Consider the following 23927-nt stretch of genomic DNA (forward strand, 5'->3'; position numbering starts at 1 on the left):
CTCAAGCGCCGGCAGCCACGTCCGCGGCTTTGGCTCTTCGCTTCGTTAGGCGGCCTCGGCGGAGCCGAGGCCCACTCCGCGGGGCGCTCTTCGCGCCCGGAATACGGCCCATCGCTCTTCGAGCGATGGTTTGGCCCCGCCCCCGAGGGGCAGCGCCATGACCTCAGCGGAGCAGCTGGAGGATGCCCTGCTGCGCCTGGTTGGCCAGCGACAGCGCCGAGATGCCGAGCGACTGGCGGGTCGAGAGCGCCTGGGAGTTCGCCGCCTCCTCGTTGAGGTCGGCGTTGGTGAGGTTGGCCGCGCCCGTGTCGAGGATGTTGACGAGGCGCTTGGTGAAGTCCTGGCGGTTCTGCACCACCGAGAGGTTCGAGCCGAAGGTGGAGCTCGCCGCCCGCAGGTTGTCGGTGGCGTTGCCGAGCGTGGTCAGCGTCGTCTTGATGTCGCCGTCGAGCAGGAAGTTGCCCTGGCCGTTGATCACCGAGCCCGAGCCCGAGTTCGGGCCGATCGCCGCGAGGCTGAGGCCGTCGGAGGTCAGGTCCTGGCCCTGGACGTCGAGGTTGGCCGTGTCCTTCTCGTTGAAGGCGATGTGCAGCCGGTTCGACGGGTCGCCGTTCGATATCAGGTTGACGCCGTTGAAGCTCGCGTCCTTCGCCAGCTGCGTGATCTGCGTCAGGATGCTGTTGTACTGCTCGGCGAGCTTGCGGCGGCCGTCGACGCCGGACACGGTGAGTTCGCTGGCCTGGGGCACCGTCGGCTTGACGGTGGCGTCGCCGTAATCGGGCGCCGTGCCGGTGCCGGCGGTGAAGCCGAGCAGCGTCTGGCTGTCGGTGTCGGCGAACTCGATGTCGGCGCTCGCGTTCATGACGATCTTCTGGCCGGACTTGTCCTTGGCGAAGATCTTGGTGCCGGCCTCGGTGTTCAGCGCGGCGATGGCCTGGTCGATCGTGGTCGTGTCGTCGATATCGACGCTCTTGGCGTCGCCGCCGTTGACGTAGAAGGTGATCGTGCCGTTGGCCGGGACGTAGTCGTTGGTCGCGGTGCCGGTGGTGGTGATCTGGGTCGAGAGCGCCTGATTCGCCGTGGATTTTGCCGAGTCGATCAGCTTCTGGATCGAGGTGATGCCTTGGTTGGCCGCCTGGATCGTCTGCACGCCGTTCGAGATCGAGTCGAGCAGGGCGTTGAGGTCGCCCGAGCGGCCCTGCAGGGCCTGGGCGGTGAAGAAGTTGACCGGGCTGTCCAGCGCCGAGGACACCTTCAGGCCGGTCGCGAGGCGGTTCTGCGTCGTCGAGGTGAGGGCGGCGGTGTCCTGCAGCGAGAGCAGGTTCTGGCGGGTGGCGGCGGAAAGGGTGACGCTGGAAGACATGAGGGGCTACCCGTTGGAAGCGCATGCCTAACCGGCATTAAGGTTAATTCAGCACGAACGGGTTTCCGGCAGGTTAACGTCGCGTTTTTCCTGGCGAATTTCTTCGTCCCGGAACGCGAAGACGGCCGGAGCGGGGCTCCGGCCGTCTTCGCGTTCCGATTGAGGACAGTGTTCGCCCGCGCCGAGAGCGCGGGCGAACTTCAAGGATCAGCGGAGGAGCTGGAGCACGCTCTGCTGCGCCTGGTTGGCCAGCGACAGGGCCGAGATGCCCAGCGACTGGCGGGTCGAGAGCGCCTGGGAGTTGGCCGCCTCCTGGTTGAGGTCGGCGTTCGTCAGGTTGGCCGCACCCGTGTCGAGCACGTTGATCAGGTTCTTCGAGAAGGTCTGACGGTTCTGCACGACCGAGAGGTTCGAGCCGAAGGTGGAGCTCGCCGCCCGCAGGGTGTCCGTGGCGCTGCCCAGCGTGGTCAGCGTCGTCTTGATGTCGGCATCGAGCAGGAAGTTGCCGGTGCCGTTGGTGCCCGCGGTGATCGACGTGAGGCCGAGGCCGTCCGAGGTCAGATCCTGGCCCTGGACGTCGAGGTTGGCGGTGTCCTTCTCGTTGAAGGCGATGTGCAGCTTGTTGCTGCTGTCGCCGTTCGAGATCAGGTTGACGCCGTTGAAGCTCGAGTCCTTCGACAGCTGCGTGATCTGCGTCAGCAGGCTGTTGTACTGGTCGGCGAGCTTCTTGCGGCTCTCGACGCCGGAGACCGTGAGCTCGCTGGCCTGGGCGACCGTCGGCCGGGTGGTGGCGTCGCCGAGATCGGGCGCCGTGCCGGTGCCGGCGGTGAAGCCGAGCAACGTCTGGCTCGCGGTGTCGGCGAACTCGACGTCGGAGCTGGCGTTCAGGACGATCTTCTCGCCGGTCTTGTCCTTCGAGAACATCTTGCTGCCGGCCTCGGTGTTGAGGGCGGAGATGGCGTCGTCGATGGTCGTGCCGTCGGCGATCGTCACGGACTTGGCGGTGCCGTTGACGTAGAAGTTGACGTCGCCGCCGGTCGTCGCATCGAAGTCGGCCGTGGCGGTGCCGGTGGTGGTGATCTGGGTCGAGAGCGCTTGGTTCGCCGTGGACTTGGCCGAGTCGATCAGCTTCGAGATCGAGGTGATGCCCTGGTTGGCCGCCTGGATCGCCTGGACGCCGTTCGAGATCGAGTCGAGCAGGCCGCCGAGGTCGGCCGAACGGTTGGACAGGGACTGGGCGGTGAAGAAGTTGACCGGGCTGTCGAGCGCCGAGGACACCTTCAGGCCCGTGGCGAGGCGGTTCTGGGTGGTCGAGGTGAGCGAGGCGGTGTCCTGCAGCGAGAGCAGGTTCTGGCGGGTGGCGGCGGAAAGGGTGATGCCGGAGGACATGGGGGCGATCCTATTGGGTCTCGAAGCCGTCGTTTTGGCGGCTCCCCGACATTTCACCCCGCGCCTTGCCGAGACCTTAATCCGATCGACGGTTTCGCCCCGTATTAGCCGGTTCAAGCCAAGTCGAGCCGCAACACTTGCCGCGATAGTTAACGAAGCTTCGAGACTTTCCTCTTCCCTCGATCGATCAAGGAACTCCTAACCATGCCGCTCCGCATCGAACTGAAGCCCAACGAACGGCTGATCATCAACGGCGCGGTGATCCGCAACGGCGACCGGCGGTCGGTGTTCATGATCGAGAACCAGTGCAAGTTCCTGCGCGAGAGCGAGATCATCTTCGAGGCGGAGGCCGACACCGCCGCCAAGCGCCTGTGCGTGACGCTCCAGCTGATCTACCTCGCCGACAACCCGGCCGAGGCCGACGACCTGTTCGTGCGGCAGGCCAACGCGCTGATGGAGGCCGCCCCCAGCATGGCCCCCTACATCCTGGCGATCCAGGACGAGCTGTCGGCGCAGCAATACCACCGCGCGGTCAAGCGCGGTCGCGACCTCGTCGCCTACGAGCGCAGCCTGCAGGAGCATCTGGCGAAGCCGCAGGAATAGCGCGCTTCCGCCCTTACATACTTTGCGGCGTCACGAGCCGGCTCACGGCATGCTCCCGCCCCCTCAAAGGCGGGAGTGAGACGTCGATGACGGCGGCGGCGGAGACGTGGATCGAGGTCCGGGCGGTGGAGCGGACCATGGACCCGACGAGCGGCAGCGACCGCGTGCGGGTGCGCTTCGAGTACGGATCGCAGGGCGGCCTCCTGTGCGAGTGGGCGATCTGGCTGCCCGCAGAAGAGGGCGGGTCTGAGGGCGGGTTCGACGCCGCGATCCGCCTCGCCCGGGAGGAGTTGCAGCGGATCAGTTCCCTCGTGGCGCTCGGCGACCGTGTCGGGCAACCGTAGAGACCGGCCGGCGCGCAGCGTGTTCGGCAATGCCTGTGGGCCGCTTGAGACGCGATCGAGCCCCTCCATTGCCGAAACCACGACCTCAATATAGATTTCACGCAAAGTCGGATCTTGCTAGCTCCGATTGTTACCTATGTTGACGCCTCCTCGCCTGCCCGCGCATCCGACGAGGCCTGTCGAGGCGTGATCGTGCGATGTCGCAACCGAGCCCTTCCCCAGAACGATTGTCCGAAGTGTCCCGGCTGGCCGGGGAGCTGGCCGACCAGATCCTGTCGGAGAGCCTGCTCGGGGCCCCCTCGGCCGCCAAGGTGACGGCGCTCGGCGAGGCGGTCCACCTGCTGGAGGATTGCCGCCACCCGGTCCCGGACCTCGTGACCGACGTGCTGAGCCGGCTCCAAGTCGAAGCGGACGATGCCGAACCGGACGCGCCCGCCGACGGGCACGACGCGGCGCAGCCGCCGCCCGGCCGCAGCCGGTTCATCCCGCGCTTCTTCCGCCCCCGGCGCGGCCCCTAACCCAGACGCGCCTGCACGAGGCGGAACGCCGCCATGCCGACCAGCATCGCCGGCACGAACACGAAGATCGGCGGCGCCCCCGTCGCGAGTGCAGCCACCGCCGGGCCGGGGCAGAGGCCCGACAGCCCCCAGCCGATGCCGAACAGGGCCGCCCCGCCGAGCAGCGGCGCGTCGATCCGGCGGTTCGTCGGCAGGTCGAAGCGGGCGTCGAGCGCCGGGCGCGGCAGGCGCCGGGCCAGCGCGAAGCCCGCGAGCGCCACGCTCACGGCGCCGCCGAGCACGAACATCAGGGTCGGGTCCCAGGCCCCCGTCACGTCGAGAAAGCCCTGGACGCGGGCCGGGTCGAGCATGCCCGACAGCGACAGGCCGAGGCCGAAGACGACGCCCATGGCAAGCGCGGCGGTCAGACGCGCGATCATGGTGCGAACCCGCGCAGGGCCGCGACCGTCAGCATGCCCGCAACGAGGAAGGTGAGCACCGCCGCGAGCGAACGCGGCGAGAGTCGGGCGAGGCCCGCGACGCCGTGGCCGCTGGTGCAGCCGGAGCCCATCCGCGTGCCGAAGCCGACGAGCAGGCCCGCCAGCGCCAGCACGGGCAGCGAGGCGACGAAGCGCATCTCCGGCCACGCCCCGGCGAGCCATGCGAACACGGCCGGCCCGGCGATCAGACCGGCGACGAAGGCGAGGTCGGTCAGCCGCCGCTCGCCGCGATCCTGCCCGAGCCCGGCCACCAGCCCGCTGATCCCGGCGATGCGCCCGTTGAGCAGCATCAACCCGGCAACCGACAGCCCGATCAGGGCGCCGCCGGTAAGGCCGGCGAGATAAGGGTGCATCGTCGTCTCCTCTCGTTTCGAGGCTTCGAAGCCTTACGCCCCATCCCATCCAATCCCCTCATCCTGAGGTGCGGAGCGTAGCGAAGCCTCGAAGGAGGGCTCCAGAAGTCTCAGCGATCCCTGGCGCCCTCCTTCGAGGCCGCTGCGCGGCACCTCAGGATGAGGGGGTGGGTAGGAAGGGCCGCCGGCTCGACTGGTTCCTCACTGCTCGTTGGCGTCGAGCCAGTGCACGGCACCCGACAGGTCGAAGCCGTGGCGAGCGCCGAGTTCGGAAACATCGTCGCGGCGCAGGCGCCCGGCCAGCACCTCGCCGAGCGCCCACAGGGTCAGCGAGCGCGTGCCGCTGCGGCAATGGGCGACCACGGGACCGGGCGCCGCCGCGACCGCCGCGGAGAAATCCTCGACCGCCGCGCGGGTGATCGTCGGCCCGGTCACGGGGAGATCGAGATAGCCGATTCCCGCCGCCTCCGCCGCCGCGCGCTCGGTCGCGGAACCGGGCTGATCCGGCTCCTCGCCGTCCGGCCGGTTGTTGATGAGGAGCGCGACGCCCTCGCGGCCGAGCGCTGCGATCTCCTCCGGCGAGGGCTGGCCAGCCACGGAGAACTTTTGGTCGATGATCGTGCGCTTCATGGCGTCGAACCTTTGCGCCCGCGAGCGGGCCGTCCCCGGCGGGTTAGCCTGCGGAATCTTCCGGGACAAGGCTTGCCAAGCGGCCGCTCATCCATAATTATCAAGCTATAACAGAGACTTAGCGAAGATTTTGCCAGGGCAAGGAGACCGCGCGATGGAAGTCTTCCCTCACGACGGACGGAGTTGGAAGAGATTTTCCGTGCCGCGTCCGGCGGGGCGCCGGGGGCCGGAGCGGGGCGGGCCGGTCGGCGGCATGAGCCCCGGCGACGCGGTGCGGTTCGCCCGGCTCGACCTCGCCGAGACGCTTGGCATCTGGCGCAACGCCACCGGCCGGGTCGTCGGCATCCACCCGTCCGAGGGCGAGGCGGCCACGGTCGATGTCGAGTTCGAGGGCCACGAGATCCTTCAGGCCTACCTGCCGGCGATGTTCCGGCGGGTGAACTAGACAATCGTCCTGGATATGAAATCCAGGACGATTGTCCAAGTTGTTGTGCCGCATCGGCTTTTTTCCGAAAGCCGGTACCCACCTTTCGGGCCAATGCTCTAGGACCGCCTCCCGCATGACCATCGGCACCATCGAGGCCCGCGCGGGCCTTGCCCAGCCGCCCTTGCGCGCCACCCATCGGGGCACGGCCGAGGCGGAGGTCTGGCGCGAATTGCGGGCCGAATCCGAGGCCGCGCTGATCGAGGAGCCGCTCTATGCCGGGCTGATCCAGGCGACCGTGCTCGACCAGCGCGGGCTCTCGGGGGCGCTGGCCTATCGCCTCGCCCACCGGCTCGGCGACGGCGACCTGTCGCGGCTGACCGTGCGCGACCTCTGCCTCTCGGCGTTCGAGGCCGATCCGCACCTCTCGGTCCAGGCCGTGCGCGACCTCGTCGCGATCCGCGAGCGCGACCCGACCTGTCGGCGCTATCTCGACCCGTTCCTGTTCTACAAGGGCTTCGCCGCCCTCGAAGCCTACCGGGTCGCCCACTGGCTGTGGGAGCAGGGCCGGGCGACGCTGGCGCTCCATCTCCAGAGCCGCATCTCGGAGGTGTTCGGCTGCGACATCCATCCGGCGGCGCGGATCGGCTCGGGCGTGTTCATCGACCACGCCACCGGCGTCGTCATCGGCGAAACCACGGTGGTGGCCGACGACGTGTCGATCCTCCAATCCGTCACGCTCGGCGGCAACGGCAAGGAGAGCGGCGACCGCCACCCGAAGATCGCCCGCGGGGTGCTGCTCAGCGTCGGCGCCAAGGTGCTCGGCAACATCCGCGTCGGCGAGGGCGCGAAGGTCGCCGCCGCCGCGGTCGTCCTGCACGAGGTGCCGGCCCACACCACGGTGGCGGGCGTGCCGGCCCGCGTCGTCTCGCGTCTCGCCATCGACGACAACCCGGCGCAGAGCATGGACCAGTCCTTCGTCGGCTACGGGGACGGCATCTGAGCCGCCGTGGCCGGACCGTCGGCGGCGGCGCACGCCTCCATCGGGCTTAGGCCCCCAAAAATCCTTGCCAAGACGAGCTGGCATTCTGGATTATGCAGGAGATCATTCTCCTTTGCGACGCTTTTGTAGAACGTATTATTGCTTATATGACACTTCGTAGGAAACACATTTACGAATGCCCGTAAATTGAGAAAACCTTTCTATTGACCCGAATCACCGCTGGCCCCTAGCTTCCCGACATTCCGCAAGACCAAGACAAGCACAGGCAGCGGAACAACTAAATTTCTCAATCCAGGCCGGGCACGCCCAAGACCAGCGCGGCGGCGATGCGGAGCTTTGTCCGCGTCGCAGCGTCGATGCGGCCCATCCCAAAGACGACAACGGAGACGACGACAGATGAGTGGACCGGGCCTGAGCGTGAGCGCCTCCGCCGCGCGCAACCTAGCGACCGCGACCGTCACCTCGGTCCAGAACGTCGCCAACACCCCCCGCTTCCTGCTGCGGCTCCTGCCCTTCGTCGACGTCGCGGGCGGCGTCTACCGCGTCAACCGCCGCGCCGTGGTGCTGGCCAAGTCCGGCCGGGTCGAACTGGCCCACGACGACGGCGCCCGCTCGGTCCGCGCCGCTTCGCTGCGCGCGGTGCCGCTGTTCAGCCGCTTGGGCGACGCCGAACTCTCGGCGCTGGCCCAGAAATTCAAGGAGAGCCGGCACAAGGCCGGCGAGACCATCGCCGAGGAGGGCTCGACCGGCCGCAGCCTCGTCGTGGTCACCGAGGGCACCGTCGAGCTGACCCTGTCGGGCCCCTACAAGGGGCGCCTGCGCCAGGGGCTCGCTACCCGCGGCGACTATTTCGGCGAGGGCGCGCTCGTCGGCGAGGCCGGTCCCGCGCCGGCCGTGAAGGCACTCTCGGCAGTCACGCTGCTGACGCTCGATCCGGCCGCGGTCGAGGACGAGGGCATCCGCGCGCGCATCGACCAGTATCAGGAGGAGCGCGACCGCCTCAAAGGCCACACCAACTCCTACGGCGAGCAGGGCATCGAACTCCTGGCGGTCCATACCGGCGAGCCGCGCCTGCCGACCACCTTCGTCGATTACGAGATCGATCCGCGCGAGTATCACCTCTCGACGATCCAGACGATCCTCAACACCCATACCCGCGTCACCGACCTCTATTCCAACGAGATCGATCAGCTGCGCGAGCAGATCCGCCTCACGGTCGATGCCGTGAAGGAGCGCGAGGAGTGGGAGCTTCTGAACAACGCGCAGTTCGGCCTGCTCAACGAGGTCTCCGGCCGCCAGCGCATCCCGACCCGCTCCGGCCCGCCGACCCCGGACGACCTCGACGAGCTGCTGACCCTGGTGTGGAAGAAGCCGGCCTTCTTCGTGGCCCATCCCCGCGCCATCGCGGCCTTCGGCCGTGAGGCCACCCGCCGCGGCGTGCCGCCGGTCGTCGTCCACCTGTTCGGCGCCCCGTTCATCACGTGGCGCGGCGTGCCTCTGGTGCCCAGCGACAAGCTGCCGATCGACATCGATCCGGCGACGGGCGCGCAGACCACCTCGATCCTGCTGCTGCGCGTCGGCGAGGGCGAGCAGGGCGTGGTCGGCCTGCAGAAGTCGGGCGTGACCGGCGAGATCGAGCCCGGCCTGTCGGTGCGCTACATGGGCACCAACGACCACTCCATCGCCTCGCACCTCGTGACCCGCTACTTCTCGGCCGCCGTGCTGGTCGAGGACGCCATCGCCCGTCTCGATAACGTGCTGCTGGGCAACTACCATGACTACGCCTAACGCCGGGCTCGGGGGCATTTCGGCGCTCGGTCTCCCGACCGGCAGCGCGGGTGATCGGGCGCACGCCGACCTCGTCGGGCGCCTCGCCCGCGAGATCTACGGCCAGGGACAGGCGTCGAGCGCCCCGTTCCAGCCCCACCTGCCGCAGACGCCTCAAGCCCCTCAAGGCTTCGAGACCCTTCCCTCCGGTTCCGGGCAGCCTGCGCTGCCCGGCGCCACCCTCGGTACGCCCTCTGCGCCGTCGGGGGCCTTGCCGTCAGGCGTCCAACCCGACGCGTCGGCGCTCGCGGCTCGCTCGTTCGGCGCGCCGCCGGTCGGTCTGCCGGGCCTCTCCGGCCCGTCGCACGCCAACCCCATCGGCTCGACGCCCGCGCCTGCGAGCGCGAATGTTTTCGATGTGGCGGGGATCCCCTCGGTGCACCCGCTCCCGAACCAGAACCGGTTTCCGGAGTACTTCGTGCCGAGCGTGCCCGACGTGGCGGCGGCGATTCCCGGCGGGCACGACCTGCACCGTCAGGTCGCAGCCGACCATCCGCGTGCCAACGGCTTCGCCCACGCGCTCGCGCCGCATCTCGTGCCCGCCGCTCCGGGCAAGGGCGGCAAGGACGAGGCGCAGGAACACTTCGCCCAGCATGGGCACCTGCCGCATCCGAGCGTGCCGGCGCCCGACAACACGGGCGACTACTACTTCCTGAGCCCGGCCCCGCCGCCGGCCCGTAAGGCGAAGGGCCACGCCCAGCCGCGGGTCGAGCCCGCGCGCCATCACGGCCCCGCCCCGCGGGTGACCTCGCACGGGTCGGTGCCGGCGGGCGCGCCGTTCGATGTCGAGCACGTCCGCAAGGACTTTCCGGCGCTGCACCAGAGCGTGAACGGGCACCGCCTCGTCTGGCTCGACAACGCGGCCACCACCCACAAGCCGCAGAGCGTGATCGACGCGACCTCCGAGTTCTACGGTCGTCACAACTCGAACATCCACCGGGCCGCACACACGCTGGCGGCGCGCTCCACCGACCTGTTCGAGGGCGGGCGCGAGAAGACCCGGCGCTTCCTCAACGCGCCGTCGAAGGACGACATCGTCTTCCTGCGCGGCACCACGGAGGCGATCAACCTCGTGGCCAATTCCTACGGCCGCGCCAATATCGGGCCGGGCGACGAGATCATCGTCTCGACGATCGAGCACCACGCCAACATCGTGCCCTGGCAATTGCTGGCGCAACAGACCGGCGCGACGATCCGGGTGATCCCGGTCGATGATCGCGGCGACATCATCTTCGAGCAATACGCGGCGCTGCTCTCGGGCCGCACCAAGATCGTCTCGGTGACGCATGTCGCCAACGCGCTCGGCACGGTGAACCCGATCCAGGAGATCATCGCGCTGGCGCATGCCTACGGCGTGCCGGTGCTGGTCGATGCCGCGCAATCGACGCCGCACATCCCGATCGACGTGCAGGCGCTCGATGCCGACTTCCTGGTGTTTTCCGGCCACAAGGTGTTCGGACCGACCGGCATCGGCGCGCTCTACGGAAAGAAACACCTCTTGGAGGCGATGCCGCCGTGGCAGGGCGGCGGCCACATGATCGAGGACGTTACGTTCTCGAAGACCGTCTACAAGGGCGCCCCGGAAAAGTTCGAGGCGGGCACGCCCGACATCGCCGGCGCGGTCGGCCTCGGCGCGGCGCTCGACTATCTCGAGAGCGTGGGGCTGCCGGCGATCTCGGCCTACGAGCACGACCTCTTGGAGTATGCCCAAGAGGGCTTGGCCGACATCAAGGGCCTGCGCCTGATCGGCACCGCCCGCCACAAGGCGAGCGTGATGTCCTTCACGGTCGATGGCGTGACGAACGAGACGGTCGCCCACCACCTCGACGCCCACGGCATCGCGGTGCGCTCCGGCCACCACTGCGCCCTGCCGGCGCTCCGCCGCTTCGGCGTCGATCAGTCGGTGCGCGCCTCGCTCGCCTTCTACAACACCCGCGAGGACGTGGACGTGTTCCTGAAAGGCCTGCGGACCCTGCCGCGGCACTGAGGGCGCGATCACGCGAGACGAAGCGGCCCCCATGGCAACCCCGTGGGGGCCGCTTCGCGTTTTAGCCCCGCTTGAGCCGTCGCCAGGGCACGGCCTATGCAGTGAAGCGCAGCGGAGCCGGACCAGCATGAACGCGCCGACGAAGGTCGCCTCGGAGCCCGCGCCGTTCTGGTCGGCGCTGTTCACCGACCGGCGCATCGCCCCTGCGCTCGGGCTCGGCTTCACCTCCGGCATCCCTTTCCTACTGGTCTACGGGACGCAATCGGCGTGGCTGTCGGACATCGGCATCTCGATCGCGACGATCGGGCTGCTCAGCGAGATGACGCTCGCCTACAAGTTCAAGTTCGTCTGGGCGCCCTTCCTCGACCGCTACGACCCGCCGGGGCTCGGCCGCTGGCTCGGGCGCCGCCGCGGCTGGATCGTGGTGGCGCAGCTCGGCGTCATGGCGATGCTGGCCGGCATCGCCTTCGGCGACCCGGCGCACTGGCTCGGCTGGACCATCGCCTTCTCGGTGGCGCTCGGATTTGCCGGCGCGACCCTCGACCTCGTCATCGACGGCTGGCGCATCACCAGCGTGCGCCCGCCCGAGAAGCAGGCGGTGCTCTCCTCGTGGACCGAGATCGGCTGGCGCATCGGCAACCTCGCGGCGGGCGCGGGCGCCCTGGTCCTGGCGGACCGGATCGGCTGGCGCGGCGCCTATCTCGGCATGGGCGCCCTGATGCTGGTCGGCATGGTCGCCGCCGTCTTCGCGCCCGAGCCGGATTCGGACCGGACGCCTCATCCGCCGCGCGCCGGCTTCCTCGACACGGTCTGGAGCCCGATCCGCGACCTGTGGCGGCGGCTGGGACCCATGGCGCCCGCGATCCTGCTGCTCGTCGCGGGCTTCCGCATGCCGGGCTACGTGGCGAACGCCATGGCGGTGCCGCTGTTCAAACACCAGGGTTTTTCCAACACCGACATCGCCACGGTCACCAAGCTGTTCGGCTTCTGGATCGGGCTCGGCGGGACGTTCCTGGCCGGCGCGCTGATCCCGCGCATCGGCCTGCTGACGAGCCTGCTCGTCGGCACGGTGGCGGCCTCGGCCTCGCATCTGAGCCTCGCCTACCTCGCGGCGCATGGCGGCGACGGCGGCACGGCGTTCTGGACCTTCGCGATCACGGTGGGCATCGACGGGTTCGCCTACGCCTTCGCCTCGGTGGTGCTGATCACCTACATGTCGACGCTGGCCTCCACCGAGCACGCCGCGAGCCAGTTCGGGCTGCTCACCTCGCTCTGCGCCTTCCCCGGCAGCATCCTGGCCGGGTTTTCCGGCTTCATCGTCGAGCGGACGGGGTTTTCGTGGTTCTTCGTCCTCACCTCGCTGATCGGCGTGCCGGTGGCTCTGCTCGCCGTCTACGTCTGGGCCAAAGTCGGCCTCTCCGACGAGACGCCGCCGTCCGCAGGGCACTGAGCGGACGGAAAGATTCGCCGCCCGCGCCGTTCTCCTGACGCATGAGGGGGGACGGGCTTGGTAGGACGGCGAATCCGGCGCTGGCGCGACGACGATCCCGAGACGCACGGGCCCAAGCCCGAGGCCCTGCCGATCTGTCCGCTTTGCGAGCGACCGATTCCGCGGCACGCCCGCCAGAGCCTCCACCATCTCACGCCGAAGCTGAAGGGCGGGGCCCGCGGGGCGACCGTGCGGCTGCACCAGATCTGCCATTCGGCGATCCACGCCCGCTACAGCGAGGCCGAGATCGCAAGGCGGCTCGCCGAGGTCGAGGCGCTGCGGGCCGATCCCGAGATCGCCCGCTTCCTCGAATGGGTGCGGGACAAGCCCGACGATTTTCACGCACCGACGCGCCAGACGCGGGAGCGCCGCGGCGAGGGCCGGGCGCGGCGGTAGCGGACTCGTTAACCGATCCACAAGCTTTCCCCCGGCCGTCGAGGCCGGATTAACCGCGGGACCCCAGGGTCGGGCTTCATCGCCCGGCTCAGGAGGCCCGGATTCCCATGGCTGGCGCCACGCAACCCCTTCGCCCGCACCCCGAGGAATCCGCCCGGCTCGCCTGGGTCGATGTCGCCAAGGGCCTGTGCATCCTCCTCGTCGTGACGATGCACTCGACGCTCGGCACCGGCGAGGTGCTCGGCGGCGAGGGCTTCCTGCACACCCTCGTGGCCTTCGCCAAGCCGTTCCGCATCCCGGACTTCTTCCTGCTCTCGGGGCTGTTCCTCGGCCGCGTGATCGACCGCGACTGGCGCCTGTTCGCCGACCGGCGCGTGGTCCACTTCGTTTACTTCTACGTCCTGTGGGTGCTGATCCAGTCGGTGTTCAAGGCCGGGCTCATCACCGCCGACGCGGTCGGCGCCGAGGGCAAGCTCGCGGCCTTCGGCTGGCATCTCGCCGAGGCCGTAGTGGTGCCGTACTCGACGCTGTGGTTCGTCTACCTGCTCGCCGTGTTCTCGGTGGTGACGAAGCTGCTGCACCGCCGGGTGCCGCCGCTCGTCACCCTGGCGGTGGCGGCCGGGCTGCAGATGCTGCCGCCCATGGGGCTTCCGCTCCTGCTGGAAGAGTTCTGCGGCCGCTACGTCTACTTCTTCGGCGGCTACCTCTTCGCCGAGTGGATCTTTGGGTTCGCCGACCGGGTGCGGGCGCGCGCCGGCCTCGCGCTCGTCGGCCTCGCCGTCTGGGCGGTGGTGGAGGCGGTGCTGGTGTTCACGCCCACCGGCATGCCCGAGCACCCTTCCGTCGCCGGGCTGCCGGGGGTGAGCCTCGCGCTCGGCACGGTCGGGGCGCTCGCCATCGTGGCCTTCGCCAGCCTGATGACGCGGGCGGGCGGGCCGGTCACGGCGGCGTTGCGCGCCTGCGGTCGCAATTCCATCGTGATCTATCTCGGTTTCTTCCTGCCGATGGCGCTGACCCGCACGCTGATCGCCAAGGGGGCCGAGAAGTCGGGGATCGCCCTCGATATCGGGCTCGCCAGCCTGATCGTCACGGTCGTCGCCGTCACCGTGCCGCTGGCCTTCGAGCGGCTGGTGCGGGGCACGCGGGCGGACTTCCTGTTCCGGCGCCCGGCCGCGTTCCACATCGTGCCGGAGCCGGCCAAGCCCCGGCGCGCCGCGCCCGGCCTGCGCCCGGAACCCGCCCCCGCCCCGTGAGGGTTTCCCCGCCCGGAAGGCCCGGCGATCCGGGCGATCACGGAGCGGCGGGACGATGGCGAACGAGCGCAGCGGCGTGGACGGCGATCCGGGCGGCGACCCCGCCGCGGTGGTCCTGAGGGAGCCGCGCGACCGCGCCTACTGGGCGCGCCGCTTCGAGGTGCCGGTGGAGCAGGTCCAGGCGGCGGTCGAGGCGGTCGGCTCCGATCCGGCGCAGGTCGCCGCCCATCTCGGCAAGCCCTGGCCCTACGAGGCGAGCGGCATTGTTTGAGGATCAGAGCATCGGCCCGAAAGGTGGGAACCGGCTTTCGGAAAAAGCCGATGCGGCACAGCAAGTTAAAGAATCGTCCTGGATCATGTCCAGGACGATTCTCTAGTCGGCGGAGGCCGAGCGGCGGGCGCCGCGGCGGCTGGCGAAGATGCCGGGCGCCGTGCCCGGCACGACGACGATGCGCCTCACCTCGCCGCGCAGATAGGCCCGCAGGAAGCGGTCGTACTGCTTGAACACGACGCAGCCGTTCGAGGCGCCGCTCGGCCCCAGCATGTAGGTGTGGGCCAGGATGCCGTCGCGCCCGTGGATCGCCGCCGAGCCGCCGACCGGGTTGAGGCGGATCGCCCGCACGCCGTGGAACGGCGCCTCGCGCTCGCGCAGGTCGTAGACGCCGGGCGGCGTCGCGCCGCGCATGCGCAGGTGGACGTAATCGGGATTGTCCTGCGCGACGCCGAGGCCCGAATGGGCCTCCAGCACCTCGCCGCTCGGCAGCGTCACCGTCGCCGCGCTGATGTCGTAGACCGCGACCCCCGGCTCGGCCACCGGCCCCGGCACGAGCCGGCGGCGCGCGGCCGATTCCGCCGCCCCGCCGTCCTGCCCGGCATAGGCCATCGCCGTGTTCGCAGACGCGGGTTGCGACGGCGTGGAGGCGCCGCCGAACAGCTTTTCGAAGAACGAGCGGTCGTCGGTGACGGCGGCGCTGAACACCTGACGGGTCGATTCCCGCGCCTGCCGCGTACCCGCGCGCGGGTTCGGCGTCGCGAGGCGGGCGACCTGTTCCCGCGGCTCGTAGCGGAACTCCGCCGGGCGGCGCACCGGCAGCGGCACCGTGAGGGCGAGGCGGGCGGCGGGACGCGCGACTGGGGCGGGCGCCTCGGCCGGGGCGGCGATGTCGGGGGCGAGTTCGGCGACCTGCGGCGCGGGCGCGACCGGCTCAGGCGGCCGGAAGGCGGTGTCGAGGGAGGCCGACAGCGTGGTGCGCGGCGCGAAGCCGGGTGCGTCGAGGGTCGGGTTGGGATCGAGCATCCAGGCGAGGTCGGCGGCCGGCAATGCCTCGCTCGCCTCGGGCGTCTCGGCGGCGGCCTGGAGCGTCGCGGTCTCGGTCGGGGCGGGCGCCTCCCGCTGCCGCAGCAGGCCGGCGAGCGCGAGGCCGCTCAGCGCGGTGACGGCGAGGACCGCGAGGCCGGGCCGGCGCCGGGGGCGGCGGACGGGCCGGGCGGACTGGCCCTGGACGAGCGCGGCGATGTCCATGCGGGGTACTCGGCAACGCGGGGGTCCCACACGGCCGCCCGCCCTCCCCCGCGGACGCGCGGGTGAGGCCCGGGAGGGCTTCGCCGTTAGGAAAGGGATAACCTTAAGCCTTCGTCATTGAACGGGATTTTGGTTAATGGCAGCTAAAAGCCCGGTGGTTTTCGCCTCGCAACCGGGCCCGGAGCCGGCCGTCGTTCGGATTTGCGCCCTCCGGCGAGGTTGCAAGGTCGGCCCTCGAATTTCATCCGCTCCGATGCGTGCGTCGCGGCACGTCACGCCGGGCAAGCGGTACCTATATTCGACTTACGCAAGACGAAACGATGTCGGATGGTCCGGCATCACTGCGTAAGGAGTTTCGCGATCACCATGAAGACCCGTATTGCCGCCGCCGTCGCCGCGATTGTTCTCGGCGTTGCTGCTCCGGCCTCGTCCGCCCTGGCTTTCGATGCCGGCGCCCCGAAGGGACGCTACACCTCGACCCTTCCCTACGACGTGACGACCACGGGCTCGATCAACGGCTCCGATGGCCCCCTCTACGACCGCTGCCCGATGAGCTCGGCGGCGGAGGGCAACGCCAACCAGCAGCACTTCCCGACCAAGCAGTACGGTCAGGTCTCCGGCGGCTACCGCTGCTGATCGCCGCCTCGGGAATGGGAGATCACATGATGAAGGCGTTTTCCTACGGCATGATCGGCGTGTTCGCCTGCGGCGTGGCGATGACGGTGATCGGCTCGGCCAACGTGCTGCTCGGCTCGTAACGACCGAGCCGTAAATCTTGAGAGTTTCGAACGGCGGGGCGCGAGCCCCGCCGTTTTCGTTCGTGCCGCAACCGGGCCCGCCGCGACCGGGCTCGGGTGTCGCCGCACGCCGAACCGGTCATGCGAGCGTGATCGGCGTTTCACATGCCTGTCACGAGCCGCTGTTTTAGCAAAGCCTGAACAAAAAGCGTCCCGCTTGAGCGATGCACGACGCCGTCATGCGCGGCCGATCATCCGGGACGTCATACGAAATCTGGCGGACTTCGAGGCTGCACGACGACCGGACCGAATAATTGGCCGGCTCATCTTGCCGTCTTCAGAGGGGGATGACGCTCGTGCGTACCTATGAGATCCAGGGCTCGGGAGCGACCTCGCCGGTCAACGGCACCAGCGTGACGACGAGCGGCGTCGTCACCGCGGTCGATTCGAACGGCTTCTACATCCAGGACCCGACCGGCGACGGCAACGCCGCCACATCGGACGGGCTGTTCGTCTTCACCCGCACGGCCCCCGCGGTCACGGTCGGCCAGCTCGTGGAGGCCACCGGGCTCGTCGGCGAGTTCCTGCCGAGCGGGGCGGCGCGCGGCAGCCTCACGACGACGCAGCTCTCCGCCACCGTCGCGGGTTCGGTGCAGGTGCTGGCCCAGGCCGAGCAAGCCCCCGACATCGCCCCCGTCCAGATCGGCGGCGCGGGCGGACTGCTGCCGCCAACCGAGAACCTCACGGACGGCGTCGCCTTCTTCGAGAGCCTGGAGGGCATGCTGGTGACCGTGAAGGCGCCCGTCGCCACCGGCCCGACCAGCAGCTTCGGCGAAATCTTCACGATCGTGGACGACGGCGACGCCGCCAACGGCGCGAGCGCGACCGGATTGACCCCGCGGGGCAACCTCCTGACCGATCTCGGCAGCCTAAGCTTCGGCGACACCGACGCGGCAGGCGGCGACTTCAACCCCGAGCGCATCCAGATCGACGACGATTCCGGCCTGCTGCGCGGCTTCACCACGCCCGCCGTCGATGTCGGCGCCCGGCTTTCCGACGTGACCGGCATCGTCACCTACGAGTTCGGCACCTATCAGGTCAGCGCGACGCAGGCCTACACGGTCGCCGAGCCGAGCCCGCTGACGCGCGAGGACGGCACCCTGTTCGGCTCCGCCAGCCGTCTGCTGGTCGCGAGCTACAACGCCGAGAACCTCGACCCGAGCGACGGCGCCGCCCGGTTCGAGCGCGTCGCCTCCGAGATCCTCGGCGCGCTCAACGCCGCCGACATCGTCGCGCTCCAAGAGGTGCAGGACGGCAACGGCCCGACGAACGACGGGCTGACCAGCGCCGCCGCGACCCTCCAGGCGCTGGTGGACGCCCTCAACGCGGCGGCACCCGCGGGCGTGACCTACGCCTTCATCGACAACCCGTTCATCGGCGACGGTACCAACGGCGGCCAGCCGGGCGGCAACATCCGCACCGCCTTCGTCTACCGCACCGACCGAGTCAGCCTCGTCGAGGATTCCCTGCGCACGATCGGCGCCGACGGCGCCCCGCTGACCGCCGCCGACGCGAGCCAGCAGACCGACGTCCAAAACCCCTTCTTCGGCTCGCGTCCGCCGCTCGCCGCCGACTTCACCTTCAACGGTCAGACCGTGACGGTGGTGAACAACCACTTCACCTCGAAGGGCGGCAGCGCGCCCCTGCTCGGCTCAGACCAACCGCCCTTCAACGCGGGCGAGGTGCAGCGCGCCGCCCAAGCCCAGGCCGTCAACGGCTTCGTCGATCGCCTGCTGGCGCGGGACGCAGGTGCCAAGGTGATGGTCGTGGGCGACCTCAACGAGTTCCCCGGCGAGCAGCCGCTGAGCGTCCTGAAGGGCGAGGCGAGCCTCACCGACTATTCCGTGCCGGGCAGCGACCCGATCGATGCCACGGCCACCTACACGCCGGGCGGCACCGCGATCCTGTCCGACCTCATGGACTCGCTGCCTGAGGCCGAGCGCTACGACTACGTCTTTGAAGGCAACTCCCAGACGCTGGACCACGTCCTGGTCACCGGCGGCCTGCGGCAGGGAGCGGAGTTCGACATCGTGCACATCAACGCCGAATTCGCCGACCAGACCAGCGACCACGATCCGCTGCTGGCGAGCCTCGTCGTCCCCGCCGCCGCGGTGAACGGCGTCGCGATCCTCGAAGAGGGCGACTCGACGCTGACCGGCTCGACCACGACGCCCGTCGCGACCGACGGCCTCGCCACCCGCCTGCTCGGCACCTACGCCACCGGTTCGGGCTCGGGCTCGGCCGAGGTCGTCGCCTTCGAGGCCGCGAGCGACCGCATGTTCGTGATGAACAACATCACCGACCGGGTCGAGATCGTGAATCTCGCCGACCCGACCGCGCCGGCCAAGATCGGCGAGATCGACGTGGCGACGCTGGTTGCGGGCTATACCTCTGAGAGCGGCATGAACTCCATCGCGGTCGCCAACGGCGTGCTCGCGGTCGCGATCGAGGCGCCGGTGAAGTCCGATCCGGGCACGGTGGCGCTGTTCTCGACCGCCACGGGCCAGCTCATCAAGACGCTGACCGTCGGCTCGCTGCCCGACATGCTGACCTTCACCCCCGACGGCACCAAGCTGCTGGTCGCCAACGAGGGCGAGAACCCCGGCGCGGGCGAGGTGGACTCGGCGGGCTCGGTCTCGCTGATCGACCTGTCGCAGGGCGCGGCCAACGCCACCGTCGCGACCACCGGTTTCGGGGCGCTCGACGGCTCGGAGGAGGGCTTACGCGCGGCGGGCGTGCGCCTCTTCGAAGGCCTCTCGGCCTCGCAGGGCCTGGAGCCCGAATACATCGACGTCTCGGCCGACGGCACCCGCGCCTACGTGACGCTTCAGGAGAACAACGCGGTCGCGACCTACGACATCACCGGCGCCAGCCCAGTCCTGCTCTCGATCCTGCCGCTCGGCACCGTGGACCACGCGCTCGCCGGCAACGAGGGCGACTTCTCCGACCGTGACGGGCCCGGCACCGGATCGAGCAGCCAGGGCAAGATCAACATCGTCACCGCCCCGATCAAGGGCCTCTTGATGCCCGACGCGGTCTCGACCTGGACGGTCGGGGGCGTCACCTACTTCGCCACCGCCAACGAGGGCGATTCGCGGGTCGACGGCTCGGACGAGTCGCGCCTCTCCGCCCTCGACCTCAACGACGCGGTGTTCGGCAGCCAGGAGGCCGCGCTCAAGAGCGAGGACTATGCCGGCCGTCTCACCGTCTCGAACATCGACGGCGACACCGACCCGACGCAGGCCGGCGTGGAGGAGATCGTCACCTTCGGCGGGCGCGGGATGTCGATCTTCCGCCAGAACGCCGACGGCACCATCACCAAGGTGTCCGACACCGGCGGCGAATTCGAGAAGATCATCGCCGCGCTGCCGGAGGCCGGCACGGTGTTCAACCAGAACGGCGAGCAGACCCCGAGCTTCGACACCCGCTCGGACAACAAGGCGGGCGAGCCCGAGGGCATCGACGTCGCGACCATCGGCGACAAGACCTACGCCTTCGTCGGCCTGGAGCGCCAGGGCGGCGTGATGATCTACGACGTCACCGATCCGGCCAACCCCGCCTACGTGAAGTATCTCGCCCCCGCCGCGGGCGACAAGGCGCCGGAGATCGTCAAGTTCGTGCCGGCCGGCGAGAGCCCGACCGGGACCGGCATGCTGCTGGTCGCCAACGAGGTCAGCGGCACGGTCACGGCCTACGAAGTCGATCTGCCGGCGGCCACGCCCTACCGCCTCCAGATCCTGCACGCCTCCGACTTCGAGGCGGGGCTGAACGCCGTCGACCGCGCCGGCAACTTCGCCGCGATCGTCGATTATCTGGAAGACACCGAGGCCAACTCGATCACGCTGTCGTCGGGCGACAACTTCCTGCCGAGCCCGTTCTTCGCCGCCGGCAGCGACGCCTCGCTCAAGGAGGTCTACGAGACCGCGCTCGAGACCCATTACGGGTTGGCCGCCGGCACGCTCAACATCACGCCCGGCTTCGGCACCGCCGACATCTCGATGCTGAACATCATCGGCGTCGAGGCCTCGGCGATCGGCAACCACGAGTTCGACGCGGGCACCAGCGCGCTCGCCAACATCATGCGCCAGACCGCGGGCTTCCCCGGCGCGCAGTTCCCGTACCTGTCGGCCAACCTCGACTTCTCGGGCGACGCCAACCTGCGCGGGCTCTACACGGGCGAGATCCGGGATGCGGCCGACTATACCGGTTTCCCGCCTGCGGTCGGCGTCGGCACCGCCAACAAGAAGATCGCGCCCGCCACGATCATCGAGGAGGGCGGCGAGCGGATCGGCATCGTCGGCGCCACCACGCAGATCGTCCAGAGCCTGTCCTCGACCGGCGGCGTCAGGGTGAAGGGCCCCCAGAGCGACGACATGGCGGCGCTCGCCGCGGTGCTTCAGCCGACCATCGACGCGCTGATCGCGCAGGGCATCGACAAGATCGTCCTCGTCTCGCACCTGCAGCAGCTCGCGCTGGAGAAGGCGCTGGCGCCGCTGCTCAAGGGCGTGGACGTGATCGTGGCCGGCGGCTCGCACACGCTGATGGCCGATGCCGACGACGTCGCCCGCGGCCTCCAGCCCGGCGATACGGCGGAAGAGACCTACCCCTTCGTCACGACGAACGCCGACGGCAAGACCACGGTGATCGTCAACACGGCGAACGAGTATTCGTATGTCGGCCGCCTCGTGGTCGAGTTCGACGAGAACGGCGACATCATCGCCGACAGCCTCGATCCGAGCCTCAACGGCGCCTATGCCACGACCGACGCGGTGGTGGATGATCTCTACGCCGACCCGATCGACATCGACGGCGACGGCACGGTGGACACCGACCCCTTCGCCGACGGCACCCGCGGCGACCTCGTGCGGGACATCGCCGAGGGAGTCGGCGCAGTGATCAACGGCCAGGACGCCAACGTCTTCGGCAAGACCTCGGTCTATCTGGAAGGCCGCCGCGGCGAGGTCCGCACCGAGGAGACCAACCTCGGCAACCTCTCGGCCGACGCCAACCTCTGGTACGCCAAAAAAGCCGACGACACCGTCCTCGTCTCGATCAAGAACGGCGGCGGCATCCGTGACTCGATCGGCACGGTCAGCGCCGATCCGGCCAACCCCGCGGAGCTTCCCCCGGCGGCGAACCCCGAGGCCGGCAAGGCCGAGGGCGACGTCTCGCAGCTCGACATCGCCAACTCGCTCCGCTTCAACAACGCGCTTTCGCTCATCACCGTGACGGCGGACCAGCTCCTCGCGGTGCTGGAGCACGCGGTGGCGGCGACGGCGCCGGGCGCGACGCCCGGCCAGTTCGCCCAGATCGGCGGCATCAGCTACAGCTACGATCCCGACCTCCCCGCGGGCCAGCGCGTGGTCTCGGCCTCGCTCATCGACGAGGCCGGCAACCCGACCCGCACGCTGGTCGAGGACGGTGCGGTCGTGGCCGACGCGCCCGCCGCCATCCGCGTGGTGACGCTGAGCTTCCTCGTGACCGGCGGCGACGGCTACCCGTTCCGCGACTTCGTGGCGGCCAACCCGAGCTTCGCCGACGTGGTGGCGCTCGATGCCGCCACCGTCCCGGATGCCGGCCAGGCGGCGGACTTCGCCGCCGAGGGCACCGAGCAGGACGCCTTCGCCGAGTACCTGTCGGCCTTCTTCCGCGACAGGCCCTACGGCGAGCGCGACACCGCCCCGACCGAGGACGATCGCATCCAGAACCTCGATGTCCGCAACGACACGGTTCTGGCAGACGCGGACGCAACCGTTTCGGTCGAGCAGGGCAGCGTCGCGGCCCCCCTCTCGATCGAGCCGCCGGGCGCGGCGGGCGTGAGCTACACCGTCGCCGACCTGCCCGATTCCGGCACGCTGCGCCTCGGTGACGCGACGATCGCGGTCGGCGACACGCTGAGCGCGGCGCAGCTCGCGGCGCTCACCTACACGGTGGCCGACGACGCCCCGACCGGCCGCCAGATGCTCGGCCTCACCTACGCCGAGGGCGGCGCCGCCCGCGGCTTCGAGGTTCCGCTGCGGATCACCGCGGCGGTCTCGGCGACCTACCGCGGCACGGACGGCATCGACCGGCTCGACGGCGCGGCGGGCAACGACATTCTCCTCGGTCTGGCGGGCGACGACCTGCTGCTGGGCGGCTCCGGCCAGGATCTGCTCAATGGCGGCACCGGCCGCGACCTTCTCATCGGCGGGGCCGGCAACGACATCTACGTCGTCGACAACGCCGCCGACCGCATCGTCGAGGCGAACGGGGAAGGGGCCGACCGGGTCGCGTCGAGCGTCTCGTACGCGCTCGCGGCCGGTCAGGAGATCGAGACCCTGGCGACCACGATCGCCACCAGCCGGATCGCCCTCAACCTCACCGGCAACGAATTCGCCAACACGATCACCGGCAATGCCGGCGTGAACGTGCTGAACGGCGGCGCGGGCGCCGACATCCTGCAGGGCCTGACCGGCAACGACATCTACGTCGTCGACAACGCCGGCGACCGGGTGATCGAGGCCATCGGCGCGGGCACCGACCGCGTCGCCACGAGCGTGTCCTACACGCTCACGGCCGGTCAGGAGATCGAGGCCCTGGCGACCACGATCGCCACCGGCCGGATCGGCCTCAACCTCGTCGGCAACGAGTTCGCCAACACGATCACCGGCAATGCCGGCGTGAACGTGCTGAACGGCGGCGCGGGGGCCGACATCCTGCAGGGCCTGACCGGCGACGACATCTACGTCGTCGACAATGCGGGTGATCGGGTGATCGAGGCTGCCGGCGCGGGCACCGACCGCGTCGCCACGAGCGTCTCCTACACGCTCACGGCCGGGCAGGAGATCGAGACCCTGGCGACCACGATCGCCACCAGCCGGATCGGCCTCAACCTCGTCGGCAACGAGTTCGCCAACACGATCACCGGCAATGCCGGGGTGAACGTGCTGAACGGTGGAACGGGCGCCGACGTGCTGCAGGGTCTAACCGGCAACGACATCTACGTCGTCGACAATGCCGGTGACCGGGTGATCGAGGCTGCCGGCGCGGGCACCGACCGCGTCGCCACGAGCGTGTCCTACACGCTCATGGCCGGGCAGGAGATCGAGACCCTGGCGACCACGATCGCCACCAGCCGGATTGCCCTCAACCTCACCGGCAACGAGTTCGCCAACACGATCACGGGCAATGCCGGGGCCAACATTCTCGACGGCGGCCTCGGCAACGACGCGCTGACCGGCGGCAACGGCGCCGACACCTTCGTGTTCTCGACGGCGCTGGGCAACGGCAACGTCGATCGTCTGACCGACTTCAACGGCGCCGCCGACACGATCCGGCTCTCGGCCGAGATCTTCACGGCACTGAGCCCGGGCGCGGTGAGCGCCGACGCGTTCAAGGATGTCGGCGCGGGCGGGACGGTCGATGCGAACGACCGCATCGTCTACGACAGCCGCACCGGCGCCCTGTCCTACGACGCGGACGGCTCGGGCGCGGGGGCGGCGGTGCAGTTCGCCACGCTGACCAACAAGGCGCCCCTGACGGCGGGCGATTTCCTGGTCGCCTGACCGACC

Annotated in this window: 19 protein-coding genes; 13 read left to right on the top strand and 6 right to left on the bottom strand. The window is 69.7% G+C overall.

All coding sequences use genetic code 11. The features are described 5' to 3' along the window. Positions 1–163: 163 nt before the first annotated feature. Positions 164–1363, bottom strand: a complete 1200-nt coding sequence (locus AAHG03_RS09215; RefSeq protein ID WP_342150329.1) for a flagellin N-terminal helical domain-containing protein — start codon at positions 1361–1363, stop codon at positions 164–166. A gap of 207 nt (positions 1364–1570) precedes the next feature. After that, positions 1571–2752, bottom strand: a complete 1182-nt coding sequence (locus tag AAHG03_RS09220) for a flagellin N-terminal helical domain-containing protein (protein ID WP_342150330.1) — start codon at positions 2750–2752, stop codon at positions 1571–1573. Between the two features lie 204 nt (positions 2753–2956). Between AAHG03_RS09220 and AAHG03_RS09225 the strand changes: the two genes are divergently transcribed. From AAHG03_RS09225 to AAHG03_RS09235, 3 genes are all read left to right on the top strand, one after another. Next, positions 2957–3355, top strand: coding sequence for a flagellar biosynthesis repressor FlbT (locus AAHG03_RS09225; RefSeq protein WP_342150331.1), 399 nt, complete (start codon positions 2957–2959; stop codon positions 3353–3355). A gap of 86 nt (positions 3356–3441) precedes the next feature. Further along, on the top strand, positions 3442–3699 hold the full coding sequence (locus tag AAHG03_RS09230; RefSeq protein WP_342150332.1) for a hypothetical protein: 258 nt from the start codon (positions 3442–3444) through the stop codon (positions 3697–3699). Between the two features lie 227 nt (positions 3700–3926). After that, positions 3927–4217, top strand: a complete 291-nt coding sequence (locus AAHG03_RS09235) for a hypothetical protein (RefSeq protein WP_342150333.1) — start codon at positions 3927–3929, stop codon at positions 4215–4217. Here the strand turns inward: AAHG03_RS09235 and AAHG03_RS09240 are convergent. The 3 genes from AAHG03_RS09240 to AAHG03_RS09250 all read right to left on the bottom strand — a co-directional run bounded on the left by AAHG03_RS09240 (position 4214) and on the right by AAHG03_RS09250 (position 5679). Continuing rightward, on the bottom strand, positions 4214–4636 hold the full coding sequence (locus tag AAHG03_RS09240) for a YeeE/YedE family protein (protein ID WP_342150334.1): 423 nt from the start codon (positions 4634–4636) through the stop codon (positions 4214–4216). The two genes, AAHG03_RS09235 and AAHG03_RS09240, sit on opposite strands and share 4 nt — an antisense overlap. Next, positions 4633–5049: a YeeE/YedE family protein gene (locus AAHG03_RS09245; protein ID WP_342150335.1), complete on the bottom strand. Its 417-nt coding sequence runs from the start codon at positions 5047–5049 to the stop codon at positions 4633–4635. Before AAHG03_RS09245 ends, AAHG03_RS09240 begins: the two co-directional genes overlap by 4 nt. A gap of 201 nt (positions 5050–5250) precedes the next feature. Beyond that, positions 5251–5679, bottom strand: coding sequence for a protein tyrosine phosphatase family protein (locus AAHG03_RS09250; protein WP_342150336.1), 429 nt, complete (start codon positions 5677–5679; stop codon positions 5251–5253). 253 nt (positions 5680–5932) lie between these two features. Between AAHG03_RS09250 and AAHG03_RS09255 the strand changes: the two genes are divergently transcribed. The 8 genes from AAHG03_RS09255 to AAHG03_RS09290 all read left to right on the top strand — a co-directional run bounded on the left by AAHG03_RS09255 (position 5933) and on the right by AAHG03_RS09290 (position 14329). Then, positions 5933–6124 (top strand): hypothetical protein, encoded by a 192-nt coding sequence (locus AAHG03_RS09255; protein WP_342150532.1) that lies wholly within the window; start codon positions 5933–5935, stop codon positions 6122–6124. Between the two features lie 115 nt (positions 6125–6239). Continuing rightward, positions 6240–7106: a serine O-acetyltransferase gene (gene cysE, locus AAHG03_RS09260; RefSeq protein WP_342150337.1), complete on the top strand. Its 867-nt coding sequence runs from the start codon at positions 6240–6242 to the stop codon at positions 7104–7106. 396 nt (positions 7107–7502) lie between these two features. Beyond that, positions 7503–8894: a family 2B encapsulin nanocompartment shell protein gene (locus tag AAHG03_RS09265; RefSeq protein ID WP_342150338.1), complete on the top strand. Its 1392-nt coding sequence runs from the start codon at positions 7503–7505 to the stop codon at positions 8892–8894. After that, on the top strand, positions 8881–10920 hold the full coding sequence (locus AAHG03_RS09270; RefSeq protein WP_342150339.1) for a family 2A encapsulin nanocompartment cargo protein cysteine desulfurase: 2040 nt from the start codon (positions 8881–8883) through the stop codon (positions 10918–10920). Before AAHG03_RS09265 ends, AAHG03_RS09270 begins: the two co-directional genes overlap by 14 nt. A gap of 127 nt (positions 10921–11047) precedes the next feature. Then, a complete protein-coding gene (locus AAHG03_RS09275; protein ID WP_342150340.1) occupies positions 11048–12370 on the top strand; it encodes an AmpG family muropeptide MFS transporter in 1323 nt (440 codons plus the stop codon). A 57-nt stretch (positions 12371–12427) separates the two neighbouring features. Further along, entirely contained in the window at positions 12428–12805 is a 378-nt protein-coding gene (locus AAHG03_RS09280) for a restriction endonuclease (protein ID WP_342150341.1), read from the top strand. A gap of 107 nt (positions 12806–12912) precedes the next feature. Beyond that, positions 12913–14058, top strand: a complete 1146-nt coding sequence (locus AAHG03_RS09285; protein WP_342150342.1) for an acyltransferase family protein — start codon at positions 12913–12915, stop codon at positions 14056–14058. Between the two features lie 55 nt (positions 14059–14113). Continuing rightward, complete coding sequence (locus tag AAHG03_RS09290) at positions 14114–14329, top strand: DUF3606 domain-containing protein (protein WP_342150343.1); 216 nt, start codon at positions 14114–14116, stop codon at positions 14327–14329. A 102-nt stretch (positions 14330–14431) separates the two neighbouring features. On the opposite strand, the gene AAHG03_RS09295 is transcribed toward AAHG03_RS09290, so the two are convergent. Next, entirely contained in the window at positions 14432–15580 is a 1149-nt protein-coding gene (locus AAHG03_RS09295; protein ID WP_342150344.1) for a DUF2778 domain-containing protein, read from the bottom strand. 366 nt (positions 15581–15946) lie between these two features. Here AAHG03_RS09295 and AAHG03_RS09300 point away from each other — a divergent pair, with 366 nt between their 5' ends. Continuing rightward, positions 15947–16216, top strand: a complete 270-nt coding sequence (locus tag AAHG03_RS09300; protein ID WP_342150345.1) for a hypothetical protein — start codon at positions 15947–15949, stop codon at positions 16214–16216. 457 nt (positions 16217–16673) lie between these two features. Further along, complete coding sequence (locus AAHG03_RS09305) at positions 16674–23921, top strand: choice-of-anchor I family protein (RefSeq protein WP_342150346.1); 7248 nt, start codon at positions 16674–16676, stop codon at positions 23919–23921. The last annotated feature ends 6 nt before the right edge of the window (positions 23922–23927 follow it).

The organism is Methylorubrum subtropicum (assembly GCF_038442325.1).
In the GTDB taxonomy this organism is placed as follows: domain Bacteria; phylum Pseudomonadota; class Alphaproteobacteria; order Rhizobiales; family Beijerinckiaceae; genus Methylobacterium; species Methylobacterium subtropicum.